This is a genomic window from Kitasatospora sp. cg17-2, from assembly GCF_054031055.1.
Genome location: NZ_CM132923.1, coordinates 4,435,547 through 4,458,787 on the forward strand (window position 1 = coordinate 4,435,547; position 23,241 = coordinate 4,458,787).

Here is a 23,241-nt window from a genome sequence, read left to right on the forward strand (position 1 = left end):
CGTACGCCTATCCTGTCTTACTGTCGTAGGACAGGAGAACAACTGGTGATCGAGTTCGTGCTCGACGGCCGCTCGCGGGTGGCCACGTACATGCAGCTGGTCCTGCAGGTGAAGCAGGCGCTGCGGGTCGGACTCGCGCGACCGGGGGACCGGCTCCCCAAGGTGCGCGACGTGGCCCAGGCGCTGGCGATCAATCCCAACACCGTGCTCAAGGCCTATCGGGAGCTGGAGCTGGAAGGGCTCGCCGAGGGCCGGCCCGGGGTCGGGACGTTCCTCGTCCGCACCCTGGCCGGACCGGCCCTGGCCCAGCAGGCCGAACTGCGGGCGGAGTTGGTGGCCTGGCTGCACCGGGCGCAGACCGCCGGACTCACCCGCGAGGACATCACCGCACTCGTCGACACCACCCTGCGAGCCACCCCGGACCGGCCGCCCACCGACGGCGCCGCACCGGCCTGACAGTCATTCCTGGGGGAGAACACCATGACGGAAGTCGCTCTGCACACCGAGGCGTTGGGCAAGCGCTACGGGCAGACCCGGGCACTCCGGGACTGCTCGCTGGAGCTCCCGGCCGGGCGGATCGCCGCCCTGGTCGGGCCCAACGGCGCCGGCAAGTCCACCCTGCTCCACCTGGCCGTCGGCCTGCTCCGGCCCGACACCGGCCAGGTCCGCGTCTTCGGACGGGACCCGCGCAAGGACCCCGACGCCCGGGCCGACCTCGGCTTCGTCGCCCAGGACACCCCGCTCTACCCCGACTTCACCGCCGCCGAGCTGATCACCATGGGCCGGCGGCTCAACCCCCGCGGCTGGGACGACTCGATCGCCCGCGACCGGCTCACCCGGCTCGGCCTCCCGCTGGACAAGCGCGTCGGCCGGCTCTCCGGCGGCCAGCGGGCCCAGGTCGCGCTGGCGCTGGCGCTGGCCAAGCGGCCCCGGCTGCTCCTGCTCGACGAGCCGGTGGCGGCGCTGGACCCGCTCGCCCGGCACGAGTTCATGCAGGCCCTGATGGGCGCCGTGGGCGAGTACGGCACCACCGTGCTGCTCTCCTCCCATCTGCTGAACGACCTCGAACGGGTCTGCGACCACCTGGTGCTGCTGCACACCTCGCAGGTCCGGCTCTCCGCCCCGGTGGACGATCTGCTCGCCTCGCACTGCCGGCTGATCGGCCCCAGGACCCCGGACGGCGCCGCCGTCCCCGGGGTGGCCGAGGTGATCCGGGCCAGCCACACCGAACGGCAGTCCACCCTGCTCGTCCGCACCGACGGCCCGGTCGACGAGAGCCGCTGGACCGTGCACGAGGTCACCCTGGAGGACCTCGTCCTCGCCCACCTCGGCGCCTCGGCGAGTCCGAGCACCGGCCCGTCCGCCGCGGAGGTGGCCGCATGATCTGGCTGACCTGGCGCCAGCACCGCAAGCAGGCCCTGTGGACGGCCGCGGCGCTCCTCGCGCTCGCCGCCGTCCTGGTCCCCACCGGCCTGGCCATGCGCTCCACCTTCCAGGACTCCGGCCTCGGCGCCTGCCTGCGCGCGCTGGGCCACGCCGAACTCGTCGACAACGGCGGCTGCGAGGCGCTGAGCCAGCGCTTCGGGAACAAGTACGACTCGACCGCCTTCCTGGCCGTGCTCCTGGTCCTGCTGCCGGTCCTGGCCGGCGTCTTCCTCGGCGCCCCGCTGGTCGCCCGGGAGGTCGAGAACGGCACCCACCGGCTGGTCTGGACCCAGGGCATCAGCCGCCGGCGGTGGATCCTCACCAAGTTCGGCCTGGTCGGCGCGGTCGCCCTGGTCCTGTCCGTCGGCTACGCGCTCGGTGCCGCCTGGTGGCTGCGGCCGCTCGCCGACAACGGCCTCGGCCGCCTCCGCTACCTGGTCTTCGACGTCCAGGGCACCGCGCCGGTCGGGTACACGCTGTTCGCGGTCGCGCTCGGCATCCTCGCCGGCACGCTCGCCCGCCGGGTGCTGCCCGCGATGGGCATCTCGCTGACCGCGTTCATCGCCGTCCGGGCCGCGGTCGAGCTGTTCGCCCGCCCGTACTTCCTGCCGGCCAGGACGCTCACCTACGCGATCGACAGCCCGCTGATGGCCAACCGCTTCGCCGGCTCCTGGATCTACCAGGAGGGTGTCCGCAACGGCACCGGCGCGCTCGTCCTCCCGGACGGCCGGATCGGCTGCGGCCCCGAGGCCGGCGGCGGCCCCGACGGCGGCAGCGCCGGGTGCCTGGCCCGCATCGCCCAGGAGTACGGCCCCGGCCCGCACACCAACTGGCAGGAGTACCAGCCGGCCGACCGCTTCTGGACCTTCCAGGCGATCGAGACCGGGATCTTCCTCGCCCTGACCGTCCTGCTGGTCACCGTCGCCGTCCGCCGGGTCCGCCGGATCTCCTGAGGCCGGGGCGGGCCGGGCACGGGGCCGGCCCGCCCCTCCGGATGCCCCTCCCCGGCCCGCCGCACCAGGGGGATCAGCGGCGCGCCGGGAGCAGGCACACCGGATGGCCGGCCGGGTCCGCGTAGACCAGCCAGCCGCCGGCGTCCTGGAGCAGGGTCGCCCCGAGGGCCCGGACGGCGGGGTCGGCGGTGGCGAGGTCGGGCACGTCGACGTCCAGATGGACCTGCTGCGGGTGCTCCGGGTCCGGCCAGCGCGGCGGGCGGTACCCGGCGACCCGCTGGAAGCAGAGCACCCGGCCGTCGGGGGTGTGCAGGGTCGACCAGTCCTCGCCCAGCGACCAGCGCGGGTCCGGGCGGTCCACCTCGCCGCCGAGCAGCCCGGCGTAGAACCGGGCCAGCGCGGCCGGGTCCGGACAGTCGAGCACGACGCACTGCAACCGGCCGATCATCGGGGCTCCTTCGGGAGGGTCCGGGTCGGCGGCCGCGGGCTCCGGTGGCCGTGCTGGACAAGCCGACCGAAGATCGTAAACATGCTCGGATGACCACTCCGGACGAATCCGTGCACGCGCGCCTCGACCGACTGCGCCGCGACCGCGGGCTGCTGACCCCCGCCGAACTGCTCGACCTCGCCGAGCACGGCGTCGCGGTGCTCGACCCGTTCTCGGTGATCGTCTCCCGGCGGGTGGAGATCGGGCCGGACAACGTGCTCCACCCGGGCGTGGTGATCGAGTGCGACGAGCGGAGCCGCTGCGTGCTCGGCCCCGGCAACGTCCTGTACGGCGGCACCCGGATCGCCGCCGCCGACGGGGGCAGCATCACCGTCGGCGCCCGCTCGCTGATCGGCGACGGCGGCACCCGGATCCTCGCCGGGGCCCACGAGAGCATCACCGTCGGCGACGGGGTCCGGCTGATGGACGGCGCCGAGGTGCTCGGCGACAGCCTGCTCGGCCACGGCTCCCAGATCCTCGGCCGGATCTCGGCCCGCTCGGTCGAACTCGGCGCCGGCCTGCCGTACACCCACCCGGACCCGGACGGCCGCGGCGGCGTCCTCAAGGGACTCGGCCGGGCCTCGGGCGTCCTGGTCGGCACCGGCGAGGTGCTGGGCGAGAGCGACGACCTGAGCCACTACGAACCCGGGCGCCAGCGGCTGTACCACCCGGAGGCCCCGCGGCTCGGCCCCGGCCCCACCCTGGAGCGGCTGACGGCCGAACACGCGGGCCGCGTCCTCGCGTTCGAGCAGGACAACCGGGGCTTCTTCGCCGACTCGGTGCCCGACCGGGGGGACGATTACTTCACCCCCGACGGCTTCGCCGACCGGCACCGCGCGCTGCTCGCCGAACAGGCCGAGGGCCGCTGCCACTTCCACGTCGTCCTGAACAGCTACGGCCAGATCGTCGGCCGGGTCAACCTGGTGGACGTGGCCGACGGCAGTGCCGAACTCGGTTACCGGGTGGCGGAGGCCGACACCGGCCAGGGCGTGGGCCGGGCCGCGGTCGAGCAGGTCCTCCGACTGGCCGCCGGGGACTACGGGTTGAGCTCGGTCACCGCCGTGAGCTCGCCGGACAACCAGGCCTCCCGCGCCCTGCTCGCCCGGACCGGGTTCACCGAGGCGGGCGAGCGAAGCGTCGACGGCAAGAAGGTCATCGCCTACCACCGGGCCCTCTGAACGGCGGTTCGGCCGCCCGGCCGGTGGGCAGCAGTCCCGGTATGACGATCCCTCACCGCCTGGTCGGCTCCGGCGCCCACAAGGTCCTGGTCCTGCACGACTGGTTCGGTACCAGCGCCGGCTGGGGCCCGTTCCCGGACTACCTGGACGGCGCCGCGTTCAGCTACGCCTTCCTCGACTACCGGGGCTACGGCGACCGCAAGGACGTGGCCGGCGCCTACACCCTGGCCGAGATCGCGGACGACGCGCTCGCACTGGCCGACCAGCTCGGCTGGCCGGAGTTCTCGCTGGTCGGGCACTCGATGGGCGGCAAGGCCGTCCAGCAGGTGCTCGCCCAGGCGCCCGGGCGGGTGCGGAAGTTGGCCGGGCTGGCGCCCGTTCCGGCCGGCCCGTACCCGATGGACGCGGACGGCGAGGCGCTGTTCTACGGCGCGGCCGAGGACCGGGCGAAGCGCTACGAGATCCTGGACCTGGTGACCGGGCGGCGGGCCGGCCGGGTCTGGCTCGACCTGATGGTGGACCGCTCGCTGGAGCTGTCCACCCGGGAGGCCTTCGGCGGCTACGTCCGGGACTGGACCACCGCCGACCTGGTGGAGCGGGTCGCCGGGCACCCGGCGCCGGTCCGGGTGTTCGTGGGCGAGCACGACCTGCTGCTGACCGCCGAGGCGATGCGCGCCACCTTCCTCGCCCACTACCCCAACGCGGAGGTGGCGGAGCTGCCCGGCAGCGGCCACTACCCGATGCACGAGACCCCGGTCGCCCTGGCGGCCGCCCTGGAGGCCTTCCTCCGCGAGTAGGGCCGGGAGGGTCCGGCGGCTAGCCGAGCTGCCGGATCCGCTCCCGGACGGCGGGCGAGGCCTTGGCCCAGGAGCCGCTGTCGAAGGGCGGCATCGGGTCGTACTCGGCGTGCAACTGGATCGCCCGGGCGGTGGTCTCGTCGCTGAGCAGGGCGGCGAGGTGCAGCGCCATGTCGATACCGGCGGAGATCCCGGCGGCGGTGACGATCCGCCCCTGCCGCACCACCCGCTCGGGGAGGTAGGCGGCGCCGTGGGCGGCGAGTTCGCCGGCGGCCGCCCAGTGGGTGGTGGCGTCCAGACCGTCGAGCAGCCCGGCGGCCCCGAGCAGCAGCGCGCCGGTGCACACCGAGGCGGTGTACCGGGTGGTCGCGTGCGTCCGGCGCAGCCAGTCGAGGAGCGCGGCGTCCGCCATCAGCGGCCGGGTGCCGTGCCCGCCCGGGACGATCAGGACGTCACAGGACCCGACCTCCGCCCGGCCGGTGGCCACGTCCAGCCGCATCCCGCCGATGCTGTCGGCCACGACCCCCTTCTCCCCCGCCGAGACGAACCGCACCGTGGCGCCCGGCAGATGGCCGAGCACCTGGTACGGGCCGATCGCGTCCAGCGGCTCGAAGTCGTCGAAGAGCAGGATGACGATGTCCATGTCCCGCAGCGTAGAGGCGAGTCGGCTCCGCGTACCGTCCCTGGGCAGCGGATTCACGAGAACGAGTGGTCTGCACCACTGGCCTTTACCGGAGCGCATCCAACTCCGCGCCGAGGGCCGCGCGGATCGGGTCGTGGGCGGGGGCGAGCGCGTGCGCCGGGTCGGTCCAGCGGTCGCGCGGGTAGAGCCAGACCGGCAGCCGGACGAGGTCGGCGGGCTCCCAGTCGTAGCGGGGCCAGACATGGGCGTGCAGCATCGGGTCGGTGTTGCCGAGGATCTCCAGGTTGACCCGCCGGAACGCGGGATCGGCCGCGCGGCAGGCCCGTTCGACGGCCTCGCCGAGGCGGTCGAGGTCCTCCAGGTAGGCCAGCCGACGCGGCCGGGGCAGGTCGGAGAGCCGCTGCACGCCGGGCTGGTCGGTCAGCAGGATCGCGTAGCCGGGCAGGAACTGCACGTCCCCGATCACCGCGAACCCGGACTCCAGCCGCCGGAGGACGGTGGGGTTCTCCCCGCGCAGCGCGCTGCCGACGCGGTCGGACTTCCAGTCGTTGTCGTTGTCGATCACGGGCCGATGCTAACGGCCCCCCGTCGGCGGGCGATCGGGCCCGTGCGGACGCGGGAACGCCCGGCCGGGAGGTCCCGGCCGGGCGCGTGGTTCCGAGGCGGTGTCGGACCGCGGGTGTCAGAACTGGGTGGTGACGGTGACGCCGCTGAAGTCGGTGACGGCGTACAGGCTGAGGTAGCGGTAGCCGGCCGTCGGGTTGGTGACGGTGACGGACTGGGTGGTGCCGGTCGCCGTCGAGGAGGCGGTGAAGGCGGTCGGCGAGGCCCAGGTGTCGGCGTTGTAGTACAGGTGCGCGGTGCCGGTGCCACCGGTGGTGGTGACCTTCAGCGTGGTGGTGCCGGCCGGCAGGTAGATGTACAGGTAGTCGGAGTTGCCGGCAATCGCGGCCCGGCCGGCCCGGGAGCAGTTCTGGCCCATCGCGTCGTTCCGCGCGTCGGTGCAGGTCGGCAGGGCGACCGGCGGCGCGCTCACGGTGACGGTGGTCGGCGTGGTGCCGCTCCGGCCGTTGCTGTCGGTGGTGGTGAGGGCGACGGTGTAGGAGCCGGCCGCCGCGTAGGTGTGGCTCGGGTTGCGCTCGTCCGAGGAGCTGCCGTCACCGAAGTTCCAGTGCCAGGCGGTGATCCGGCCGGGGCCGGTCTGCACGGACCGCTCGCTCACGCTGACGGTGGCGCCGTTCACCGCGGTGTCGAACAGCGCGGTCGGGCCGGTCGCGTAGCAGGCGCCGCCGGCGCAGGCGTCGAGCCAGGCGTCGAAGTCGGCGTCGTACGAGGTGCCGACACCGTTGTAGACCGCGTAGCCGCCCGGGTAGTCACCGACCCGGAAACGCTCCAGCATGGCCTGGACGTCGGCCGGGTGCTTCTCCACCATGTACCGGACGGCCAGGTAGCCCCACGGGTAGGTGCGGGTCGAGTCCGAGTTGCCGTAGGTGCTCTGGAAGAGGGTGCTGAGCGGGTAGGTGTGCTTGGCCGCCTGCGCCATCGCGTCGGTGTCGGTGGCACCGCGGTAGGTGTACGAGACGTACTCGGCGAGGCCCTCGATCCACCAGAGGTCCGGGACCGAGGTCTGGGTCGCGAACTTGCCCTTCATGTCGTAGATGCCGTCGAGGTAGTGGGTGTACTCGTGGTTGAGGTTCCACACCCGGGCGGGGTCGCTGACGTTCCAGGCCTTCTGGTACATCACGGTCACGGCCTGCTTGTTCGGGTCGGTCGCGTCCATGAGGGTCTGGCCGCCGTTGTCGGTGCTGTTGCCGAAGATCGCCCACGAGTAGGTGGTGTAGTCGGTCTTGTTGGCGAAGATCCCGAAGGTGACGGTCTTGGCGTACTGGTTCGGGATCGGCCCGTTGTCCTTGACCAGGCCGTGGAAGAACGCGTCCTGCTTGCGCAGGCTCTCGCAGGCGGTGGCCAGTTCGGCGGCCGACAGGGCCTGGGCCCGCAGGGTGCGGTTGTCGCAGACCAGCTGGTTCGGCAGGACCACCGAGGTGAGCTTGGCCGGCAGGTTGCAGATGCCGTAGTAGGAGCACTGGCCGCCGTTGTAGTACGCGGCCTGGACGGCCGTGTAGACGTACAGCGCCCCGTACGGGGTGAGCAGCGGCGCGGAGTCCAGCACCTTCTTGACCAGCGGCTTGGCCACGGTCTCGGCGGCGGGGCTGGTTCCGGCGAACCGGGCCAGGTCGTTGCCCGCGTTGGTGTCGAGGACGGCGTTGGGCCCACCGAGCAGGTCCCGGTGCTTGAGCGCGAAATCGGCGAGCGAGTTCACGAGGCCGGGATCGGCCGCGAGCGTCCGGACGAAGTCGGCGTTCCGGTAGCCGGACCAGAGCGGGTAGAACAGCACGGAGTTGACGGCGCTGATCATCTGCGGGGACGCGCTGTAGCTGTTGTCGAACTCGTCCAGGATCCGCTTGTAGGCGCCCGCGTAGCGCGACTGGACGTTGGCGCTGTCGGTCAGCCACACCACCTCCTTGAGGACGCTGCCGTTGGCGTCGGTGACGTCGCGCCACCGGGTGCCGGCGAAGAGCGGGTCCAGGGCGGAGGTGACGGCGGTGGTGAGCTCTGCGGTGTACGGACCGGCCTGGGCCGGGTTGTAGAACTGGATGTAGTAGCCCACCTGCAGGTACTTGACCAGCTGGGTGATGCCGGTCGAGTTGTCGCCGCCGTAGCCGGCCGCGAGGTCCTTGAGGGCGGCCGCGACGGACAGCATCCGGGACTGCTGGAAGATGCTGGGGTCGGCGCTGCCGCTGGTGTACAGCGACTTGACGCAGTCCACGGTCGAGCTCTTGACGAACGCGACCAGGTCGGCCCCGGTGCGGGCCGCGAAGTCGGCGGGGGTGCAGCTCTGCACGGCGAGGGACTTGAACGCGGCGGGGGCGCCCGCCTCGGCCGGATCGTTCAGGCGGGTCGCGCCGATCAGTGCCGGGGGCTGTGCGGCGGTGGGCTCGGCGAGGTCCTCGGACCCCGTCGTCGCGGTCGGGGCGGTGAGCCCCACCGGGCCGGCGGAGGCCGGGGCCGGGGCCGGGGCCGGGGCCGAGCCGGCGGTGGTGGCGGCGCTGGTGGCGGCGGCGGGGGGCGCCGCGAAGGCCTGGGTCGGCAGCACGGCGGTGGCCGTGGCGCAACAGGCGACGACGCCGGCTGCGAGCATGGAGAGTCTGGTGCGCAGGAGCACGCCGAATCCTTCGTGAGTGGGGGCAGCCCGAGTTGGGGTCGGGCTGAAGGAAGGAGATCGGCGTGGATCCTGTCATCGTCTGGAGATCAGAACAATGTCACAGGTTATATTGCATGAGATTTTCAGCCACCCCACCGCACCCGGCACCCGCCGCACGGCCGACCTGCGACGGTTCCGGCCGGAACGAATCGGCAGGCGGGCGGCAATGGGGGCGTCGGACCACGAGCCGGGCGGCCGCACCGACCGGCGGACCGTCCGGTCTGGCCGATCTGCGCCCCCGGACGCGCGGCGGACCCGACCCGCCACCCAGTGACGCGGGTCACATCCGGTCCTCCGATGAGTTTCCGCACCGGCCCCGGTCCTACGGGCATGACGAACACGACGACCGCGCGGACCGCCACCGCTTCCAGCGCCCTCGCCTCCCCCTCCGCCCGCCCGCTGCTGACCGCCGGCGCGGTCGCCGGTCCCCTCTTCCTGGCCGTCGGCGTGGTCGGCGGGCTGACCAGGGAGGGCTTCGACTTCACCCGCAACGCGCTCAGCCAGTTGAGCCTCGGCGGGCTCGGGTGGATCCAGCAGACCGCGTTCCTGCTCACCGGCGCGCTGCTGCTCGCGGGCGCCGTCGGGCTGCGCCGGGCCCTGCCCGGGAGCGCCTGGGCACCCCGGCTGGTCGGGGTGTTCGGGGCGAGCTTCGTGCTCGACGGGTTCTTCGCCGCCGACCCCGGGGCCGGGTTCCCGGTCGGGGCGCCCGAGGGCCGGGTGACGGAGCTGAGCGGGCACGGTCTGGTGCACCTGGTCGGCGGGACGGTCGGCTTCCTCGCCCTGTCCGCGGCCTTCCTCGTCCTCGCCCGGCACCTGGGCGGGCACCGGGCCCTCGCCTCGCGCGTGGTCGCGGCCGCCGTCCTGCTCGGCTTCGCCGCCTCGGGCGCCACCGTGCTGGCGTTCACCCTCGCCGCCGCGCTCGGACTGGCCTGGCTGACCGCTGTCGCGATCGGGCTCCGTGCGTCATGATCATCGACCAGTGGACGACCGAACGGACTTCGAGGAGCACCGCATGACCACCCCCGCCCCCAACGGCCCCGTCAGCTACTTCCCCGCCATCGAGAAGAAGTACGGGCAGCCGGTAGCCCACTGGCAGGAGCTGATCCGCTCCTCCCCGCTGACCAAGCACATGGAGCTGGTCGCCTGGCTCAAGGCCGAGCACGGCCTCGGTCACGGGCACGCGAACGCCCTCGTCAAGCACACGCTCGACGAGGGCGGGAAGTAGACCGCGGCTCCGGACCGCCGCTCCGGACCGCGCCGCAGGGGGCGCGGCCTCAGATGCCGAGGCCGCGCACCACCAGGTCCACCAGCGCGAAGAAGAACAGCGAGATGCCGACGAAGCCGTTGGTCTGGAAGAACGCCCGGTTCAGCCGGGACAGGTCGTTCGGCTTCACGATGGTGTGCTCGTAGACGAAGGCCCCGGCCACCACCAGCAGGCCGATCCAGAACGCGGGCCCCGCGTCGGTGAGCACCGCGTACCAGCCCAGCAGCAGCGTGGTGAGCACATGGCAGCCGCGCGCGCCGCGGATCGCGGCCGGGACGCCGAACCGGGCCGGCACCGAGCGCACCCCGCCCGCCCGGTCGGAGGCGACGTCCTGGCAGGCGTAGATCAGGTCGAAGCCGCCGATCCAGATGCCGACGGCCGCGCCGAGCACGACCGCGTCCCAGGACCAGGTGCCGGTGACGGCCAGCCAGGCGCCCACCGGGCCCATCGCCTGGGCCAGGCCCAGGATCGCCTGCGGGAAGTCGGTGAACCGCTTGCCGTACGGGTAGACCACCATCGGCACCACGGCGACCGGCGCCAGCGCGAGGCAGAGCGGGTTCAGCAGCGCGGCCGCGCCCAGGAAGACCACCAGGGCGACGGCCGAGCCGACGTACGCGGTCTTCAGGGACACCGCGCCGGTGACGAGCTCGCGCCCGGCCGTGCGCGGGTTGCGGGCGTCGATCTCCCGGTCGATGATCCGGTTCGCCGCCATGGCGAAGGTCCGGAGCCCGACCATGCAGACCGTGACGACGAACAGCTCGCCCCAGTGCACCCGCTCGTCGGCCCGGAACATCGCCGTCAGCGCCGCGATGTAGGCGAACGGCAGGGCGAAGACCGAGTGCTCGATCATCACCAGCCGCAGGAAGGACTTGACCTTGCCGGGCGGGACCTCGGGGAGTGCGGCGGCGGTGCTCACAGGCCGTACTCCTTCCAGCGACGGCTCACCAGGGCGGCGGTCTCCGGGTCGGAGGAGACCATCTCGGGCCAGCCGCCGTCCCGGGTGTAGCCCTCCTCCGGCAGCTTGCGGGTCGCGTCGATCCCCGCCTTGCCGCCCCAGAACTGCTGGTAGGAGGCGTGGTCGAGGTGGTCGACCGGGCCCTCGACCACGGTGAGGTCGCGGCTGTAGTCGACGTTGCCGAAGGCCCGCCAGGCGACCTCCTGGTAGTCGTGGACGTCGCAGTCGGAGTCCACCACGATGATCAGCTTGGTCAGCGACATCATGTGCGCGCCCCAGATGGCGTGCATGGTCTTCTGGGCGTGCTTCGGGTACTTCTTGTCGATCGAGACGATCACGCAGTTGTGGAAGCCGCCGGCCTCGGGCAGGTCGTAGTCGACGATGTCCGGGATGATGATCTTCAGCAGCGGCAGGAAGAAGCGCTCGGTGAACTTGCCCAGCGGGCCGTCCTCCGTCGGCGGCCGGCCGACCACGATCGACTGCAGGATCGGGCGGCGGCGCATCGTCACACAGTCGATGGTCAGCGCCGGGAACGGCTCCTGCGGCGTGTAGAAGCCGGTGTGGTCGCCGAACGGCCCCTCGGGCAGCATCTCGCCCGGCTCCAGCCAGCCCTCCAGGACCACCTCGGCGTCGGCCGGGACCTGCAGCGGGACCGTCTTGCAGTCCACCATCCGCACCCGCTCGCCCGCGACGAAGCCGGCGAACAGGTACTCGTCGATGTCGCCCGGCAGCGGCGCGGTGGCCGCGTAGGTGACGGCCGGCGGGCAGCCGAAGGCGATCGCGACCGGCAGCCGCTCACCGCGCTTGGCGGCCACCGCGGCGTGGTTGCGGCTGTCCTTGTGGATCTGCCAGTGCATGCCGATGGTGCGGCGGTCGTGCCGCTGGAGCCGGTACAGGCCGAGGTTGCGGATGCCGCTGTCCGGGTCCTTGGTGTGGGTCAGGCCCAGGTTGAAGAAGGAACCGCCGTCCAGCGGCCAGGTGAACAGGGCGGGCAGCGCGTCCAGGTCGACGTCCTCGCCGGTGAGCACCACCTCGTGCACGGGCGCGTCGCCGGACTTCACGCTCTTCGGCGGCACGTGGGCCATCGAGGCCAGCTTGCCGAAGGCGTCCCGGAAGCCGGTGAAGCCCTGCGGCAGCTCCGGCTTCAGCAGGCCGGAGATCCGGTCGGCGATCTCCTCCGGGCCCTTGAGGCCGAGCGCCTTGGAGAGCCGGCGCTCGGTGCCGAAGACGTTCATCGCCAGCGGCATCGACGAGCCCTTGACGTTCTCGAAGAGCAGGGCCGGGCCCTTGGCCTTCTGCACCCGGTCGACGATCTCGCCGATCTCCAGATAGGGGTCCACCTCCGCCTTGATCCGCTTGAGGTCGCCTTCGCGGTCGAGCGCCCGCAGGAACGAGCGGAGATCGTCGTATGCCATGCCTGCCAGTATCCGCCACCCGCTAGCCTGGCCTGTGTCAAGGGCCCCCTCGGAGCGGCACCGGTCGACGGGCCGGCCCGCCGCCACGAGAACGCGCCCGCCACCGACGTCACCCGGGGGAGACCGCCGCCGTGCTGAGGATCCTGACCTTCGTACTCCCGCTCGCCCTGTGGGTGTGGGCCTTCATCGACTGCCTGACCACCCCCGAGGACGAGGTGAAGCACCTGCCCAAGGTGGTCTGGGTGATCATCGTGCTGCTCTTCCCGCTGGTCGGCTCGATCGCCTGGCTGGTGGCCGGCAAGCAGCGCGGGGCGCTGCGGGCCGCTCCGGCCGGCGGCGCCGACGGCCCGGGGTACGCCCCCCGGCGCGACGGCCGGCCGGTGGCGCCGGACGACAACCCGGAGTTCCTCGCCTCGTTGAAGAAGGACAACAACGAGCACGAGGACATGCTCAAGCAGTGGGAGGCGGATTTGCGCCGCCGCGAGAACGAGCTGCGCGGCAAGGACGACCCGGACGAAGGGCGTCGCGCCTGAGGCGGTGTCGCTCGGACAGCCCACCCGGCATCCACCGGGTGGGCTGCGGTCTTTTTGGTGCATCCCTACGACTGGTCGGACACCACCGGCCCGTCGGCACGGCCTTCACCGCCGCACCAGGCGTCCCGCGGACACCCCCTCGGGAAGCCCGGCCGCCCTTCAGAGGGACAGCTGTGACCTGCACGTTTCCTCAGGTTACGCTCACCCGACCGCCATCTGGACGACAGCTCGGGGTAATCGAACAGCTACCGGCAGGACGGGCTGAAACGCTTCGCTTTCTGTGCAGCCCTGACATCTAAACGGACGCGACCTTGTACGGAATCGACGCCGAAACCAGCGCGCGGCCCCTCGTACAGTCATAAGTGAAGAAGTGATTCGCAGCCGGGGGCATCGCAGACGTTGGCTGTCGGACAGTTCCCTCACCTTTGGAGTGGTTCGAGATGACGGTTGTGCACCAGGCGCCGGTCGACGACGACGTCCCGGAGATCCCCACGGACGTCCGGGGAAGAGTCGCGGAACTGCACGAACTCCGCGAGCAGGTCCGCCGGGGTCCCAGCGAGAAGGCCACCGAGGCCCAGCACGCCAAGGGCAAGCTGACCGCCCGCGAGCGGATCGAGCTCCTGCTCGACGAGGGCTCGTTCCGCGAGGTCGAGCCGCTGCGCCGGCACCGCGCCACCGGCTTCGGGCTGGAGGCGAAGAAGCCGCACACCGACGGCGTGATCGTCGGCTGGGGCACCGTGCACGGCCGGACGGTCTTCACCTACGCCCACGACTTCCGGATCTTCGGCGGCGCGCTCGGCGAGGCCCACGCGCAGAAGATCCACAAGATCATGGACATGGCCATCGCGGCCGGTGCCCCGCTGGTCTCGCTCAACGACGGCGCCGGCGCCCGCATCCAGGAGGGCGTCACCGCGCTCGCCGGCTACGGCGGCATCTTCCAGCGCAACACCAGGGCCTCCGGCGTCATCCCGCAGATCTCGGTGATGCTCGGCCCGTGCGCCGGCGGCGCGGCCTACTCCCCGGCCCTGACCGACTTCGTCTTCATGGTCCGCGAGACCTCCCAGATGTTCATCACCGGCCCGGACGTCGTCCAGGCCGTCACCGGCGAGAAGATCAGCCAGAACGGGCTCGGCGGCGCCGACGTCCACGCGGGCGTCTCCGGCGTCTCGCACTTCGTCTACGACGACGAGCAGTCCTGCATCGAGGAGGTCCGCTACCTCCTCTCGCTGCTGCCGCAGAACAACCGCGAGATGCCCCCGCCCGTCGTCAACGACGACCCGGTGGACCGCCGCAACGAGACCCTGCTCGACCTGGTGCCGGCCGACGGCAACCGCCCGTACGACATGCGCAAGGTCATCGAGGAGATCGTCGACCACGGCGAGTACCTGGAGGTCCACGAGCGCTGGGCCACCAACGTGCTCTGCGTGCTCGCCCGGATCGACGGCCACGTCACCGGCATCATCGCCAACCAGCCGCAGTCGCTGGCCGGCGTCCTGGACATCAACGCCAGCGAGAAGGCCGCGCGCTTCGTCCAGATGTGCGACGCCTTCAACATCCCCCTGGTCACCATGCTCGACGTCCCCGGCTTCCTGCCCGGCGTCGACCAGGAGCACGACGGCATCATCCGGCACGGCGCGAAGCTCCTCTACGCCTACTGCAACGCGACCGTGCCGCGGATCCAGCTGATCCTGCGCAAGGCCTACGGCGGTGCCTACATCGTCATGGACTCCCGCTCGATCGGCGCCGACCTCTCCTTCGCGTGGCCGACCAACGAGATCGCCGTCATGGGCGCCGAGGGCGCCGCCAACGTCATCTTCCGCCGGGACATCAACGCCGCCGACGACCCGGACGCGATGCGCAACCAGAAGATCAAGGAATACAAGAGCGAGCTGATGCACCCGTACTACGCGGCCGAGCGCGGCCTCGTGGACGACGTCATCGACCCCGCCGAGACCCGCCAGGTCCTGGCGTCCTCGCTGGCGATGCTGCGCACCAAGCACGCGGACCTGCCGAGCCGCAAGCACGGCAACCCTCCGATGTAGCAACGCCCGCCCGGCCCGAGCAGTACGGCCGGCCACGACGACGCCCACTCACCACCGACGCCGGGAGAAATCCGGACCATGACCGCTTCCGCCGAACCACTCGTCCGAATCGTCCGCGGCTCGCTCTCCGACGAGGAGCTCGCCGCCCTGACCGCCGTGCTGATGGCCCGCGCCGCGGCCGCCCAGCAGGCGGCCGCCTCCTCGCCGGTCGAGCCGATCGCCAACTGGCAGCGCCTGGAGCGCCGTCCGGCGTACTTCTCGCCGGTCAGCTGGCAGTGGGCCGCCTGACGCCTCGCCCGAGGGCCCGCACGGAGACCGCTCGGCCGTCGGCCTACCACCCGCAGTACCGGGGTGGTAGGCCGACGGCGTTCCCGGGGCGGGCGGCGGGGGCGGGCGGGGGCCGGAACTCCGCACCGCCGCCCGAAACGGCTCGAAAGGGTCCCTACCGGACGGTACACGGGCAGCCGCCCGGCCCGCCCCCGTAGGATCCAGCAGCTGACGAACGGAACCCCCAGGGAGGCTGCGATGGCCAGGCAGGCCCGCGCGCTGGCGACCCGCCAGACGGTGCTGCGCGCCGCGGCCGAGGTGTTCGACGAGCGCGGCTACGCGGGCGCCACCATGGCCGAGATCCTGGACCGGGCCGGAGTCACCAAGGGCGCGCTCTACTTCCACTTCCCGTCCAAGGAGGAGCTGGCGCTCGCCGTGATCGAGGGCCAGGGCGCCTGGCTGGCCACCCGGCAGCCCACCTCCGACAGCCCGATGCAGACCGTGATCGACCTCGGGCACGCCTTCGCCCACTCACTGCTGGACGACCCGCTGCTGCGCGCCTCGATCCGGCTGACCATCGAGCACGGCACCTTCACCCAGCCGCAGATCGGCGCCTACCAGGGCTGGACGGACGCGGCGCGGGAGCTGCTGGAGCGGGCCCGGGACGCCGGCGAGCTGCGGCCGGGGGTGCGGCCGGCGGCGGCCGCGGGGGTGATCACCGGCGCGGTGACCGGCATCCAGCTCAGCTCGCAGGTCCTGACCGACCGCAAGGACCTGCTGCGGCGGATGGCCGACCTCTGGACGCTGCTGCTGCCCGGGCTGGTCGAGCCGCGGACCCTCGCCCGGCTGAACACCTTCGACCTCGACCAGGACCAGGATCGGGACCGGGTCACGCCTCAGATCCGGTAGTCCGCCACCCGGTCGGCCGGGACGAGGGACGGCAGCGCCGTCGTCCAGAGGCCACCGACCGCCTCGGCGGCCAGCCGGCCGGTGGACTCGGCGGCGAACAGCACCAGCCCGGCCGCCAGGGTGGTCAGCAGCCCGGCCGCCTGCTCCCGGTCCAGCCCGGGCCGCAGCTCGCCGGCCGCGGCGGCGCGGTCGAGCAGGGTGCGGAAGACGGCGGTCAGGCTCCACCAGGCGTCCGCCGAGGGTTCCGGCGGCGACCCGGCCGGCGCCACCACCGCCCCCACCCCGCAGCCGGCCGGGCGGCCGCCGAGGCCGAGCAGCACGCCGGCCCGGACCACCACGTCCTCGCGCAGCAGCCGGGCCAGTTCGTGGGTGAGGTCGAGGAGCTCCTGGACGGCCCGCCCCCGGCCGCGCAGCGCGCGCAGCACGGCCAGGCCGATGGTGTCGGCGGCCTCGGCGCGGACCCCGTCCGCGAGCGCCTGCTTGGAGACGAAGTGGAAGTAGAGCGCGCCCTTGCTGACACCCGCCCGGCGGCTGATGTCGACCAGGCTCGCCGACTCGAAGCCCGCGTCGGCGAAGGTGTCCGCCGCCGCGAGCAGCACGGCCTGCCTGGTCCGCCCCGCCCGTTCCTGCTTGGCCACTCGGTCCCTCCGGCCCCCGGCCGTGGCGAGCTCCGGCTCGCCCGGTTGCTGTCACGGCGCCGTCGTCGATGGTGCGGCGCCTCTGCGGACCGTCGGTGGCGCGCCGCGCCCGCCCGAAACCGCATGGTTGGTATCTAATCTAGCCCCTGCCCGGCCCCCGCCGTCCAGAGGGGACCGACCCCCGCCCAAGGTCCTGGGCGGGCCGCCCGGGCGTTACCGCAGGCCGGAACACGGGTACGGTGAACCCGCCGGGTGCGCGCCGGCGACTACCCCGCAGGGGGAGCAGAAACCGGGTGGCCTGTATGTTTTGCGCAGGCCGCCCGCACGGCCGGCCGACCGACACCCGGGAGTGGGGCCAGTCATGCCAGTGTTCACCGCGATGGACGGCGACGCTCCGTATCCCCACCCCGGCCCCGGCCAACCGGGCCCGCGCCGCTACGACTTCCACGAACGGACCGTCTCCCGTCAGCTGGTCCACCGCTCCTCGGTCGCCGAAGTGCTCATCACCGGCTGGCAGTCCACCGGTCCGTACGACTTCCTGCTGGGCGCCCAGTGGCCCCGGCTGCACGGCTTCTACCGACTCCCCGGCGACCGGCACCACGACCCGGTGCTGATGGCCGAAACCGTCAGGCAGGCCGCCCTGTTGGTCGGGCACGCCGGTTTCGGCGTCCCCCACGACCACCACGCCGTGCTCGACGAACTCGGCTACACCCTCGGCCCGGCCGGCCTCGACGGCCTCGCGGTCGGCGCCGCCCCCACCGAACTGATGCTCAGGGTCAGCTGCCACGACGTCCGGATGCGGCACGGCCGGCTGGTCGCGCTGCGGGTGCACGCGGAGATCGAACGGGACGGCCGTCCGGTCGGCCGGGGTGTCGGGGGCCTGCGGATCCTCTCCCCCGCCGCCTACGACCGGCTGCGCGGTCCCCGCCGCCCGGCCGCCCCGCCGCGGATCCCGGAGCAGGTCGTCGCGCCGGAACTGGTGGGCCGCCAGCAGGCCGCCGACGTGGTGCTCGGGCCCGCGCTGCTGCCCGGCAGCTGGCTGCTGCGCGCCGACGCCGCCCACCCGGTGCTGTTCGACCCGATGGACCCGGCGCCGGGGCACCTGCCCGGGATGCTCGTCCTGGAGGCCGCCCGGCAGGCCGCCCAGCGTCTGCACCACCCGGACCGGGTGGTGCCGGTGGACCTGGTGACGGCCTTCCACGACCCGATCGCGCCGGACCGCCCCTGTGTGGTGCGGGCCGTCCGGGAGGCCGGGCCGGAGGCCGGTCAGGACGGCTCCGGCGGGCGGCGGACGCCCGTCCGGGTCGTCCTGGTCCAGGACGGCCGCACGGTGGCCGAGGTCCGGCTGACCGGCGCCCCGGCCGACGGTGCTCCGGTCGGCGGGGGCAGGTCCGCGGCCGCCCCGGCCCCCGCCCGCCGCGGTCTGCCGCTCGCCAGCTGAACCCGGACCGGCCCGACCGGCGCCCCCGCTCCCCCGTTCTCCCCCCCCCCGCCCCGCTACCCCCGCCGGATCAGGCCGCCACCAGCGCCGAGGACGGCCGCCCCGCGTGCATCACGCTGAGGTTCTCCGCCAGCCGCCCCGGGTCCTGCGCCAGCCACAGCCGCAGCGCGGCGCCCAGCATCGCGCTGGCCGAACCGATCCGCACCTGCGTCACCTGGGCGATCCGGGCCGCGCCCGGCACCAGCAGATCCGCCAGCGGCGTCGGCAGCCAGACGGTCAGCGCGCACGGCGCGGGGGCCGCGAGGGCGCCCAGCAGCCGATGGGCGTCGGCCGGCGAGACGAACGTCGGGATGATGTCGAGCAGCCCGTCCGCCACCACCTCGGACACGTCGCTGCGGTGCCCCTGGGCGAGCCGACGGAGCAGCAGCTGCTCGGCGGCGGTGATTCGGACGGTCAGCATGACCTCGTCGCACTCCATTGCGCGATTTCCTCCTCAGTTCCTCCCCGTGCCGGACCGGGTGGCCCGGCACGCACTACCCCCGTCGCACCTCGGCCCGGCTTCCTGGTCTGGAGCGCCGGGCCGGTGTGTGGTTCCGGTTCCGGTCAGAGCCCCGCGTAGGAGTGCTTGCCGGTCACGAAGATGTTCACGCCGTAGTAGTTGAACAGCCAGCAGGCGAAGGCGCCGAGGGCCAGGTAGGCGGCCTTGCGTCCCTTCCAGCCGGCCGTGGCGCGGGCGTGCAGGTAGCACGCGTAGGCGACCCAGGTGATGAACGACCAGGTCTCCTTCGGGTCCCACTCCCAGTACTTGCCCCAGGCGGCCTCGGCCCAGATCGCGCCCGCGATGATGGTGAAGGTCCAGAGCGGGAAGACCAGCGCGTTGATCCGGTAGGACAGCTTGTCCAGGGTCGAGGCGGCGGGCAGCCGGCGCCAGATCGACGGCGAGGTGCCGAGCGGGCCCTTGGTCAGGCCGGCCGCCGTCCGCTTGTCGAAGGAGTCCTTGCCCAGGTAGAGCAGGGTCGTGATGAACCCCGCGTAGAAGGCGCCGCCGCAGACGATCGCGGTGGAGACGTGGATCGCCAGCCAGTACGAGTGCAGGGCCGGGACGAGCTGCTCGGACTCGGTGTACAGCACCTCGGTCGCGATGCCGAGGGTGAGCACGACGGCCAGGGTGACCGGCAGGCCGAGCCAGCGGACCGGCTTCTTCGAGAGCAGCAGGCCGATGAAGGCCAGCGTCATGGCGAGCGCGAAGGCGCAGGAGAACTCGTACATGTTGCCCCACGGCCAGCGGGACACCGAGAGGCCGCGGGTGAGGACGCCGCCGATGTGCAGCAGGGCGCCGAGCACGGTGAGCGAGACCGCGATCCGGCCGGACAGGTCGGCCTTCTCGCTGGTGCCGGCCGCGCCGGGGCCGTCGACGTCCTCGTCGCCGCGCCCGCCGGTCACCACCGTCGCGCCCTCGCCGGCCAGCGCCGTGCGGGTGAGCGTGGTGGTGCCGCCGCCCGCCGAGGCGACGGTGACGGTGACCTTCTTGGCGCCCTTGGCCCTGGCCTCCGCCGCGGCGACGGTCCCGGCCAGGCCCGCCTGCTCGGTGGAGCGGACGGCGACGGCGCCCTTGGAGCCGAAGGTCCACTCGAACATGTAGGCGAACATGGCGATCAGGTAGACCGCCATCGCCGAATAGATCAGCTTGTTGGACAGGTCGGCCAGCTGCGGGTCGACCGACGAGGCGAGGTGCACCGTCTACTCCTTGGAGTTCTGATCGGCGGGAACTGCGGATTCTGCGGGTGCCGAGACCTCGTCGGCCTCCGCGGAGCGGTCCTCGGACTCGTCGTCGGACTCGTCGTGGGGTTCGTTCCCGGGCTCGTTCCCCGGTTCGTTCCCGGGCTCGTTCTCAGGCTCGTCCTCGGGCTCGTCGTCGAGCGCCGGGGCGTCGTCCTGGAGGTCCACCGCGAGCGCGGCCAGCTCCTCGGCGATCTTCGCCGACTCGCTGCGGCCCAGCCCGGCCAGCTCGACCTGCGTCCCGCCGCCCGGCAGGGCCACCGCCCGCACCCAGATCCGGCGCCGCTGGATGAACAGCGAGCCGATCAGGCCGGCGATCGCCAGCACCGCGCCGATCAGCGCGATCGCGTTCCCCGGACGGTGCGAGACGTTGAAGCTGGCCCACTGCTTGTAGCCCTCGAAGGTGACCGAGCCGTAGCCGTCGGGCAGCGCCCAGGCCTCGCCCGGCTTCATCCGGACCTTGGCCGGCTGGCCGTCCTGCTGGAGCTGGGTCAGGTTCTTGGTGTTGAGCTGGTAGATGTTCTGCGGCAGGCCGGAGTCGGTGCCCAGGTCGCCCGCGTAGGCGTTGAGCACGATCACCGGGTCCGCGTCACCGGGGAACAGCGAGCGCGGGCCGGTGTTCCGGTCGAAGGCCACCGGGGCGGTCGGCAGGAAGAAGCCGGACAGGCCCAGCTGGGTCCGCTTCCCGTCCTTCTCGCCGTAGTCGGAGACCTTGATGACACCGGTGGAGGTCAGGTTGCCGTCCTGCGGCAGGAACGGGGTGGCGCCGGTGTAGACGATGTCGCCGGCGCCGTTGCGCACGGTGATCACCGGGGCGTAGCCGTGGCCGATCAGGAAGAACTTGCTGCCGCCGATCTCCAGCGGGTGGTTGACCTCGATCTTGCCCTGCTTGAGCTTCGCCGGGTCGCTGCCCGCGTAGTAGTCGACGTTCGCGGTGAACTCCCGCGCGCTGCCGATCTGCGAGCCGTTGTTCTGGAACTTCGAGGTGAACCTGTTCAGCTTCACGTAGAAGGGGTCGAGGTCCTCGGTCCCGTAGAACCGGGTGCCGGTGAAGTCGTCGAGCTGGGTGATCGTGTTGGAGTAGCCCTCCCCCTCGACCAGCAGCTTGCCGCCGGTGCCGCTGGCCAGGCTCGCCCAGGCGAAGCCCCCGAGCAGCGCGAACAGCGACAGGTGGAAGACCAGGTTGCCGACCTCGCGCAGATAGCCCTTCTCGGCCGCCACCGCGCCGCCGTCCAGGTGCGCCCGGAAGCGCCGCCCGCGCAGCAGCCGGTGGGCGGCGGCGTTGACGGCCGCGGCGTCCGCGTCCGTCCGCCAGACCGCGTACACCGGCATCCGGGTCAGGTTGCGCGGCGCCGCCGGCGGCCGGGAGCGCAGCACCCCGACGAACTGCCAGGTGCGCGGCACGATGCAGCCGGCCAGCGAGACGAACAGCAGGATGTAGATCGCGGAGAACCACACCGAGCTGTAGACGTCGAACAGCTGGAGCTTCTCGTAGATCGGCGCGACCGTCGCGTGCTGCGCCTTCCAGGACTCGACCTTGAACTGGTTCTGACCGTTCTGCGGGATCAGCGAGCCCGGGATGGCCGCCAGCGAGAGCAGGAAGAGCAGGATCAGCGCGACCCGCATCGAGGTCAGCTGGCGCCACATCCAGCGCAGCCAGCCGACCACGCCGATGCCGGTGGGGCCGTCGGACTCGGCCGGGGCGGTGGTGAGCCGCTCGGCCGCGGCCTCGGTGGCGCCCTGCGCCGCGTCACCGGCCCGTTCACGGTCGGTCGTCGTGTTGGTCACGGGTCAGATTCCGATCTGGAAGCCGGCGAACTGGTTCTGCAGGTCACTCACCATGGCGTCCCAGACTCCGGTGACCAGCAGCAGACCGACCACGACGAGCATGCCGCCGCCGATCCGCATGACGAGCGGGTAGTGCCGCTTCACCCAGCCGAAGGCGCCCAGCGCCCGGCGGAAGGCCAGCGCGGCCACGATGAACGGTACGCCGAGACCGAGGCAGTAGAAGACCATCAGCAGCGCACCGCGCTGGGCGTCCGCCTGGTTGAGCGCGAGGTTGGTGACGGTGGCCAGGGTCGGCCCCATGCACGGGGTCCAGCCGACCCCGAAGACCACACCCAGCAGCGGCGCGCCGAGCAGCCCGACCACCGGGCGGCGGTGGGTGCGCACCTCGCGCATGCTCAGTCCGGGCACCAGCCCCATGAAGGCCAGGCCCATCACGATGGTGAGCGCCCCGAGCACCTTGCTGATGACCGCCTGGTGCTCCTTGAGCGTGTCGCCGAACTGTCCGAACAGCGCGCCGCTGGAGACGAAGACGGCGGTGAAGCCGAGGATGAACAGCCCCGCGCCGGCCAGCATCCGGCCGCGCCGGGCCCCGCGCGCGTCGGCGAGGTCGGCGGCCGAGAAGCCGGTCACGTAGGACAGGTAGCCGGGGACGAGCGGCAGCACGCAGGGCGAGAAGAACGACACCAGGCCGGCCGCCAGCGCGATCGGCGCCGCGACCAGCAGCGCCCCGCTCTGGATGGTCCCGATGTTGTCGGCGAGCTGCAGCGTCCCGCTCACCGCTGCTGCTCCGCCAGCACCGGCTGGAGCATCGTCTCGAGGGCGTCGTCGGTCTGGCCGCCGACGGCCCGGGCGGCGAGCCGGCCGTCCCGGTCGACCACCAGGGTGGTCGGGATGGACTGCGGGTTGAGGCTGCCCTTGGGGAACTTGAGCAGCTGGGCGCCGGCCGGGTCGTAGATGCTGGGGAAGGTGACGCCCTTCTCCTGCTCGAAGCGGACGGCGTTCTTGATCTCGGTGTCCCGGGTGTTGATCCCGAGGAACTGCACGCCCTGGTCCTTGTACTTGTCCCAGATCCGCTGGAGGTCGTCGGCCTCCGAGCGGCACGGGCCGCACCAGGAGCCCCAGACGTTCAGCACGACGACCTTGCCCCGGTAGTCGGAGAGCTTGGCCGGGGCGCCCTCCAGGGTGTCGCCGCCGATGTCCGGCGCCTCCTGGCGGTGGCCGACGGCGGCGGTGGAGATGTTGCTGCCCTTGGCGGTGACGAAACCGATCTGCCCGTCACCACTGGCCGAGGAGCCGGAGGAGCTGCAGGCGGTGAGGACCAGCGCGGCAGCGGCGGCGGTGACCGCGGCGGCGGCGAGACGGGGACGGGGGCGCGTCATGCCAGACATGTGAAAAGTTTCGCATGGAGTCACGGGCAGGTACCGGGGGGTCCGGCATTGTCTGCCGGACCCCCTCTGACCTGCGG

At 72.5% G+C, this 23,241-nt stretch carries 24 protein-coding genes; 12 read left to right on the top strand and 12 right to left on the bottom strand.

The annotated features are described in order from the left end of the window. Positions 1–90: 90 nt before the first annotated feature. From ACW14Y_RS18535 to ACW14Y_RS18545, 3 genes are read left to right on the top strand one after another with little or no spacing between them, the layout of a single operon-like run. The gene (locus ACW14Y_RS18535; RefSeq protein ID WP_380303831.1) at positions 91–456 is read left to right on the top strand and encodes a GntR family transcriptional regulator; all 366 of its coding nucleotides are present in this window, start codon (positions 91–93) and stop codon (positions 454–456) included. Positions 457–480: 24 nt separating this feature from the next. Next, complete coding sequence (locus ACW14Y_RS18540; RefSeq protein WP_456987709.1) at positions 481–1,383, top strand: ABC transporter ATP-binding protein; 903 nt, start codon at positions 481–483, stop codon at positions 1,381–1,383. After that, positions 1,380–2,378 (top strand): ABC transporter permease, encoded by a 999-nt coding sequence (locus tag ACW14Y_RS18545; protein ID WP_380303807.1) that lies wholly within the window; start codon positions 1,380–1,382, stop codon positions 2,376–2,378. Before ACW14Y_RS18540 ends, ACW14Y_RS18545 begins: the two co-directional genes overlap by 4 nt. A 73-nt stretch (positions 2,379–2,451) precedes the next feature. Here ACW14Y_RS18545 and ACW14Y_RS18550 read toward each other — a convergent pair whose 3' ends face one another. Continuing rightward, positions 2,452–2,826: a VOC family protein gene (locus ACW14Y_RS18550; RefSeq protein ID WP_030393830.1), complete on the bottom strand. Its 375-nt coding sequence runs from the start codon at positions 2,824–2,826 to the stop codon at positions 2,452–2,454. An 89-nt stretch (positions 2,827–2,915) separates the two neighbouring features. Between ACW14Y_RS18550 and ACW14Y_RS18555 the strand changes: the two genes are divergently transcribed. Both ACW14Y_RS18555 and ACW14Y_RS18560 read left to right on the top strand, forming a co-directional pair. Next, positions 2,916–4,043: a GNAT family N-acetyltransferase gene (locus tag ACW14Y_RS18555; RefSeq protein ID WP_456987712.1), complete on the top strand. Its 1,128-nt coding sequence runs from the start codon at positions 2,916–2,918 to the stop codon at positions 4,041–4,043. Between the two features lie 41 nt (positions 4,044–4,084). Continuing rightward, positions 4,085–4,840 carry an alpha/beta fold hydrolase gene (locus ACW14Y_RS18560; protein ID WP_456987714.1) on the top strand — a complete coding sequence of 252 codons (756 nt, stop codon included), beginning with the start codon at positions 4,085–4,087 and terminating at the stop codon, positions 4,838–4,840. A gap of 19 nt (positions 4,841–4,859) precedes the next feature. On the opposite strand, the gene ACW14Y_RS18565 is transcribed toward ACW14Y_RS18560, so the two are convergent. The 3 genes from ACW14Y_RS18565 to ACW14Y_RS18575 all read right to left on the bottom strand — a co-directional run bounded on the left by ACW14Y_RS18565 (position 4,860) and on the right by ACW14Y_RS18575 (position 8,706). Further along, the gene (locus tag ACW14Y_RS18565) at positions 4,860–5,483 is read right to left on the bottom strand and encodes a DJ-1/PfpI family protein (protein ID WP_380303814.1); all 624 of its coding nucleotides are present in this window, start codon (positions 5,481–5,483) and stop codon (positions 4,860–4,862) included. 85 nt (positions 5,484–5,568) lie between these two features. After that, entirely contained in the window at positions 5,569–6,048 is a 480-nt protein-coding gene (locus tag ACW14Y_RS18570) for an HIT family protein (protein ID WP_380383404.1), read from the bottom strand. Positions 6,049–6,165: 117 nt separating this feature from the next. Next, positions 6,166–8,706 carry a collagenase gene (locus tag ACW14Y_RS18575; RefSeq protein WP_456987717.1) on the bottom strand — a complete coding sequence of 847 codons (2,541 nt, stop codon included), beginning with the start codon at positions 8,704–8,706 and terminating at the stop codon, positions 6,166–6,168. A 369-nt stretch (positions 8,707–9,075) separates the two neighbouring features. On the opposite strand from ACW14Y_RS18575, the gene ACW14Y_RS18580 reads away from it, so the two are divergent. Both ACW14Y_RS18580 and ACW14Y_RS18585 read left to right on the top strand, forming a co-directional pair. Further along, positions 9,076–9,714: a DUF998 domain-containing protein gene (locus ACW14Y_RS18580; RefSeq protein WP_456987719.1), complete on the top strand. Its 639-nt coding sequence runs from the start codon at positions 9,076–9,078 to the stop codon at positions 9,712–9,714. A 43-nt stretch (positions 9,715–9,757) separates the two neighbouring features. Then, positions 9,758–9,970 carry a DUF4287 domain-containing protein gene (locus ACW14Y_RS18585; protein WP_380303833.1) on the top strand — a complete coding sequence of 71 codons (213 nt, stop codon included), beginning with the start codon at positions 9,758–9,760 and terminating at the stop codon, positions 9,968–9,970. Between the two features lie 49 nt (positions 9,971–10,019). Here ACW14Y_RS18585 and mqnP read toward each other — a convergent pair whose 3' ends face one another. Both mqnP and ACW14Y_RS18595 read right to left on the bottom strand, forming a co-directional pair. Next, the gene (gene mqnP, locus ACW14Y_RS18590) at positions 10,020–10,925 is read right to left on the bottom strand and encodes a menaquinone biosynthesis prenyltransferase MqnP (protein ID WP_380383413.1); all 906 of its coding nucleotides are present in this window, start codon (positions 10,923–10,925) and stop codon (positions 10,020–10,022) included. Continuing rightward, a complete protein-coding gene (locus tag ACW14Y_RS18595; protein ID WP_380303822.1) occupies positions 10,922–12,379 on the bottom strand; it encodes a menaquinone biosynthesis decarboxylase in 1,458 nt (485 codons plus the stop codon). Before ACW14Y_RS18595 ends, mqnP begins: the two co-directional genes overlap by 4 nt. A 131-nt stretch (positions 12,380–12,510) precedes the next feature. Between ACW14Y_RS18595 and ACW14Y_RS18600 the strand changes: the two genes are divergently transcribed. From ACW14Y_RS18600 to ACW14Y_RS18615, 4 genes are all read left to right on the top strand, one after another. Then, the gene (locus ACW14Y_RS18600; protein WP_380303824.1) at positions 12,511–12,912 is read left to right on the top strand and encodes a PLD nuclease N-terminal domain-containing protein; all 402 of its coding nucleotides are present in this window, start codon (positions 12,511–12,513) and stop codon (positions 12,910–12,912) included. A 440-nt stretch (positions 12,913–13,352) separates the two neighbouring features. Continuing rightward, on the top strand, positions 13,353–14,954 hold the full coding sequence (locus ACW14Y_RS18605; protein ID WP_266270037.1) for an acyl-CoA carboxylase subunit beta: 1,602 nt from the start codon (positions 13,353–13,355) through the stop codon (positions 14,952–14,954). A gap of 78 nt (positions 14,955–15,032) precedes the next feature. After that, complete coding sequence (locus ACW14Y_RS18610; protein ID WP_030393819.1) at positions 15,033–15,242, top strand: acyl-CoA carboxylase subunit epsilon; 210 nt, start codon at positions 15,033–15,035, stop codon at positions 15,240–15,242. Between the two features lie 237 nt (positions 15,243–15,479). Continuing rightward, a complete protein-coding gene (locus tag ACW14Y_RS18615) occupies positions 15,480–16,130 on the top strand; it encodes a ScbR family autoregulator-binding transcription factor (protein WP_456987722.1) in 651 nt (216 codons plus the stop codon). Here the strand turns inward: ACW14Y_RS18615 and ACW14Y_RS18620 are convergent. Then, positions 16,118–16,768, bottom strand: a complete 651-nt coding sequence (locus ACW14Y_RS18620; RefSeq protein ID WP_380299897.1) for a ScbR family autoregulator-binding transcription factor — start codon at positions 16,766–16,768, stop codon at positions 16,118–16,120. The genes ACW14Y_RS18615 and ACW14Y_RS18620 overlap by 13 nt on opposite strands. A gap of 361 nt (positions 16,769–17,129) precedes the next feature. Between ACW14Y_RS18620 and ACW14Y_RS18625 the strand changes: the two genes are divergently transcribed. Then, positions 17,130–18,209 (top strand): ScbA/BarX family gamma-butyrolactone biosynthesis protein, encoded by a 1,080-nt coding sequence (locus tag ACW14Y_RS18625; protein ID WP_456987724.1) that lies wholly within the window; start codon positions 17,130–17,132, stop codon positions 18,207–18,209. A gap of 70 nt (positions 18,210–18,279) precedes the next feature. On the opposite strand, the gene ACW14Y_RS18630 is transcribed toward ACW14Y_RS18625, so the two are convergent. The 5 genes from ACW14Y_RS18630 to ACW14Y_RS18650 form a co-directional block, all read right to left on the bottom strand. Then, a complete protein-coding gene (locus tag ACW14Y_RS18630; RefSeq protein ID WP_159394092.1) occupies positions 18,280–18,669 on the bottom strand; it encodes a hypothetical protein in 390 nt (129 codons plus the stop codon). 143 nt (positions 18,670–18,812) lie between these two features. After that, positions 18,813–19,946, bottom strand: coding sequence for a c-type cytochrome biogenesis protein CcsB (gene ccsB, locus ACW14Y_RS18635; protein WP_380299895.1), 1,134 nt, complete (start codon positions 19,944–19,946; stop codon positions 18,813–18,815). 3 nt (positions 19,947–19,949) lie between these two features. Then, positions 19,950–21,776, bottom strand: coding sequence for a cytochrome c biogenesis protein ResB (gene resB, locus ACW14Y_RS18640; RefSeq protein ID WP_380299894.1), 1,827 nt, complete (start codon positions 21,774–21,776; stop codon positions 19,950–19,952). Between the two features lie 3 nt (positions 21,777–21,779). Further along, positions 21,780–22,553 (bottom strand): cytochrome c biogenesis CcdA family protein, encoded by a 774-nt coding sequence (locus tag ACW14Y_RS18645; RefSeq protein ID WP_037779811.1) that lies wholly within the window; start codon positions 22,551–22,553, stop codon positions 21,780–21,782. Further along, positions 22,550–23,155, bottom strand: a complete 606-nt coding sequence (locus ACW14Y_RS18650) for a TlpA family protein disulfide reductase (RefSeq protein ID WP_341845487.1) — start codon at positions 23,153–23,155, stop codon at positions 22,550–22,552. Before ACW14Y_RS18650 ends, ACW14Y_RS18645 begins: the two co-directional genes overlap by 4 nt. Between the last annotated feature and the right edge of the window lie 86 nt (positions 23,156–23,241).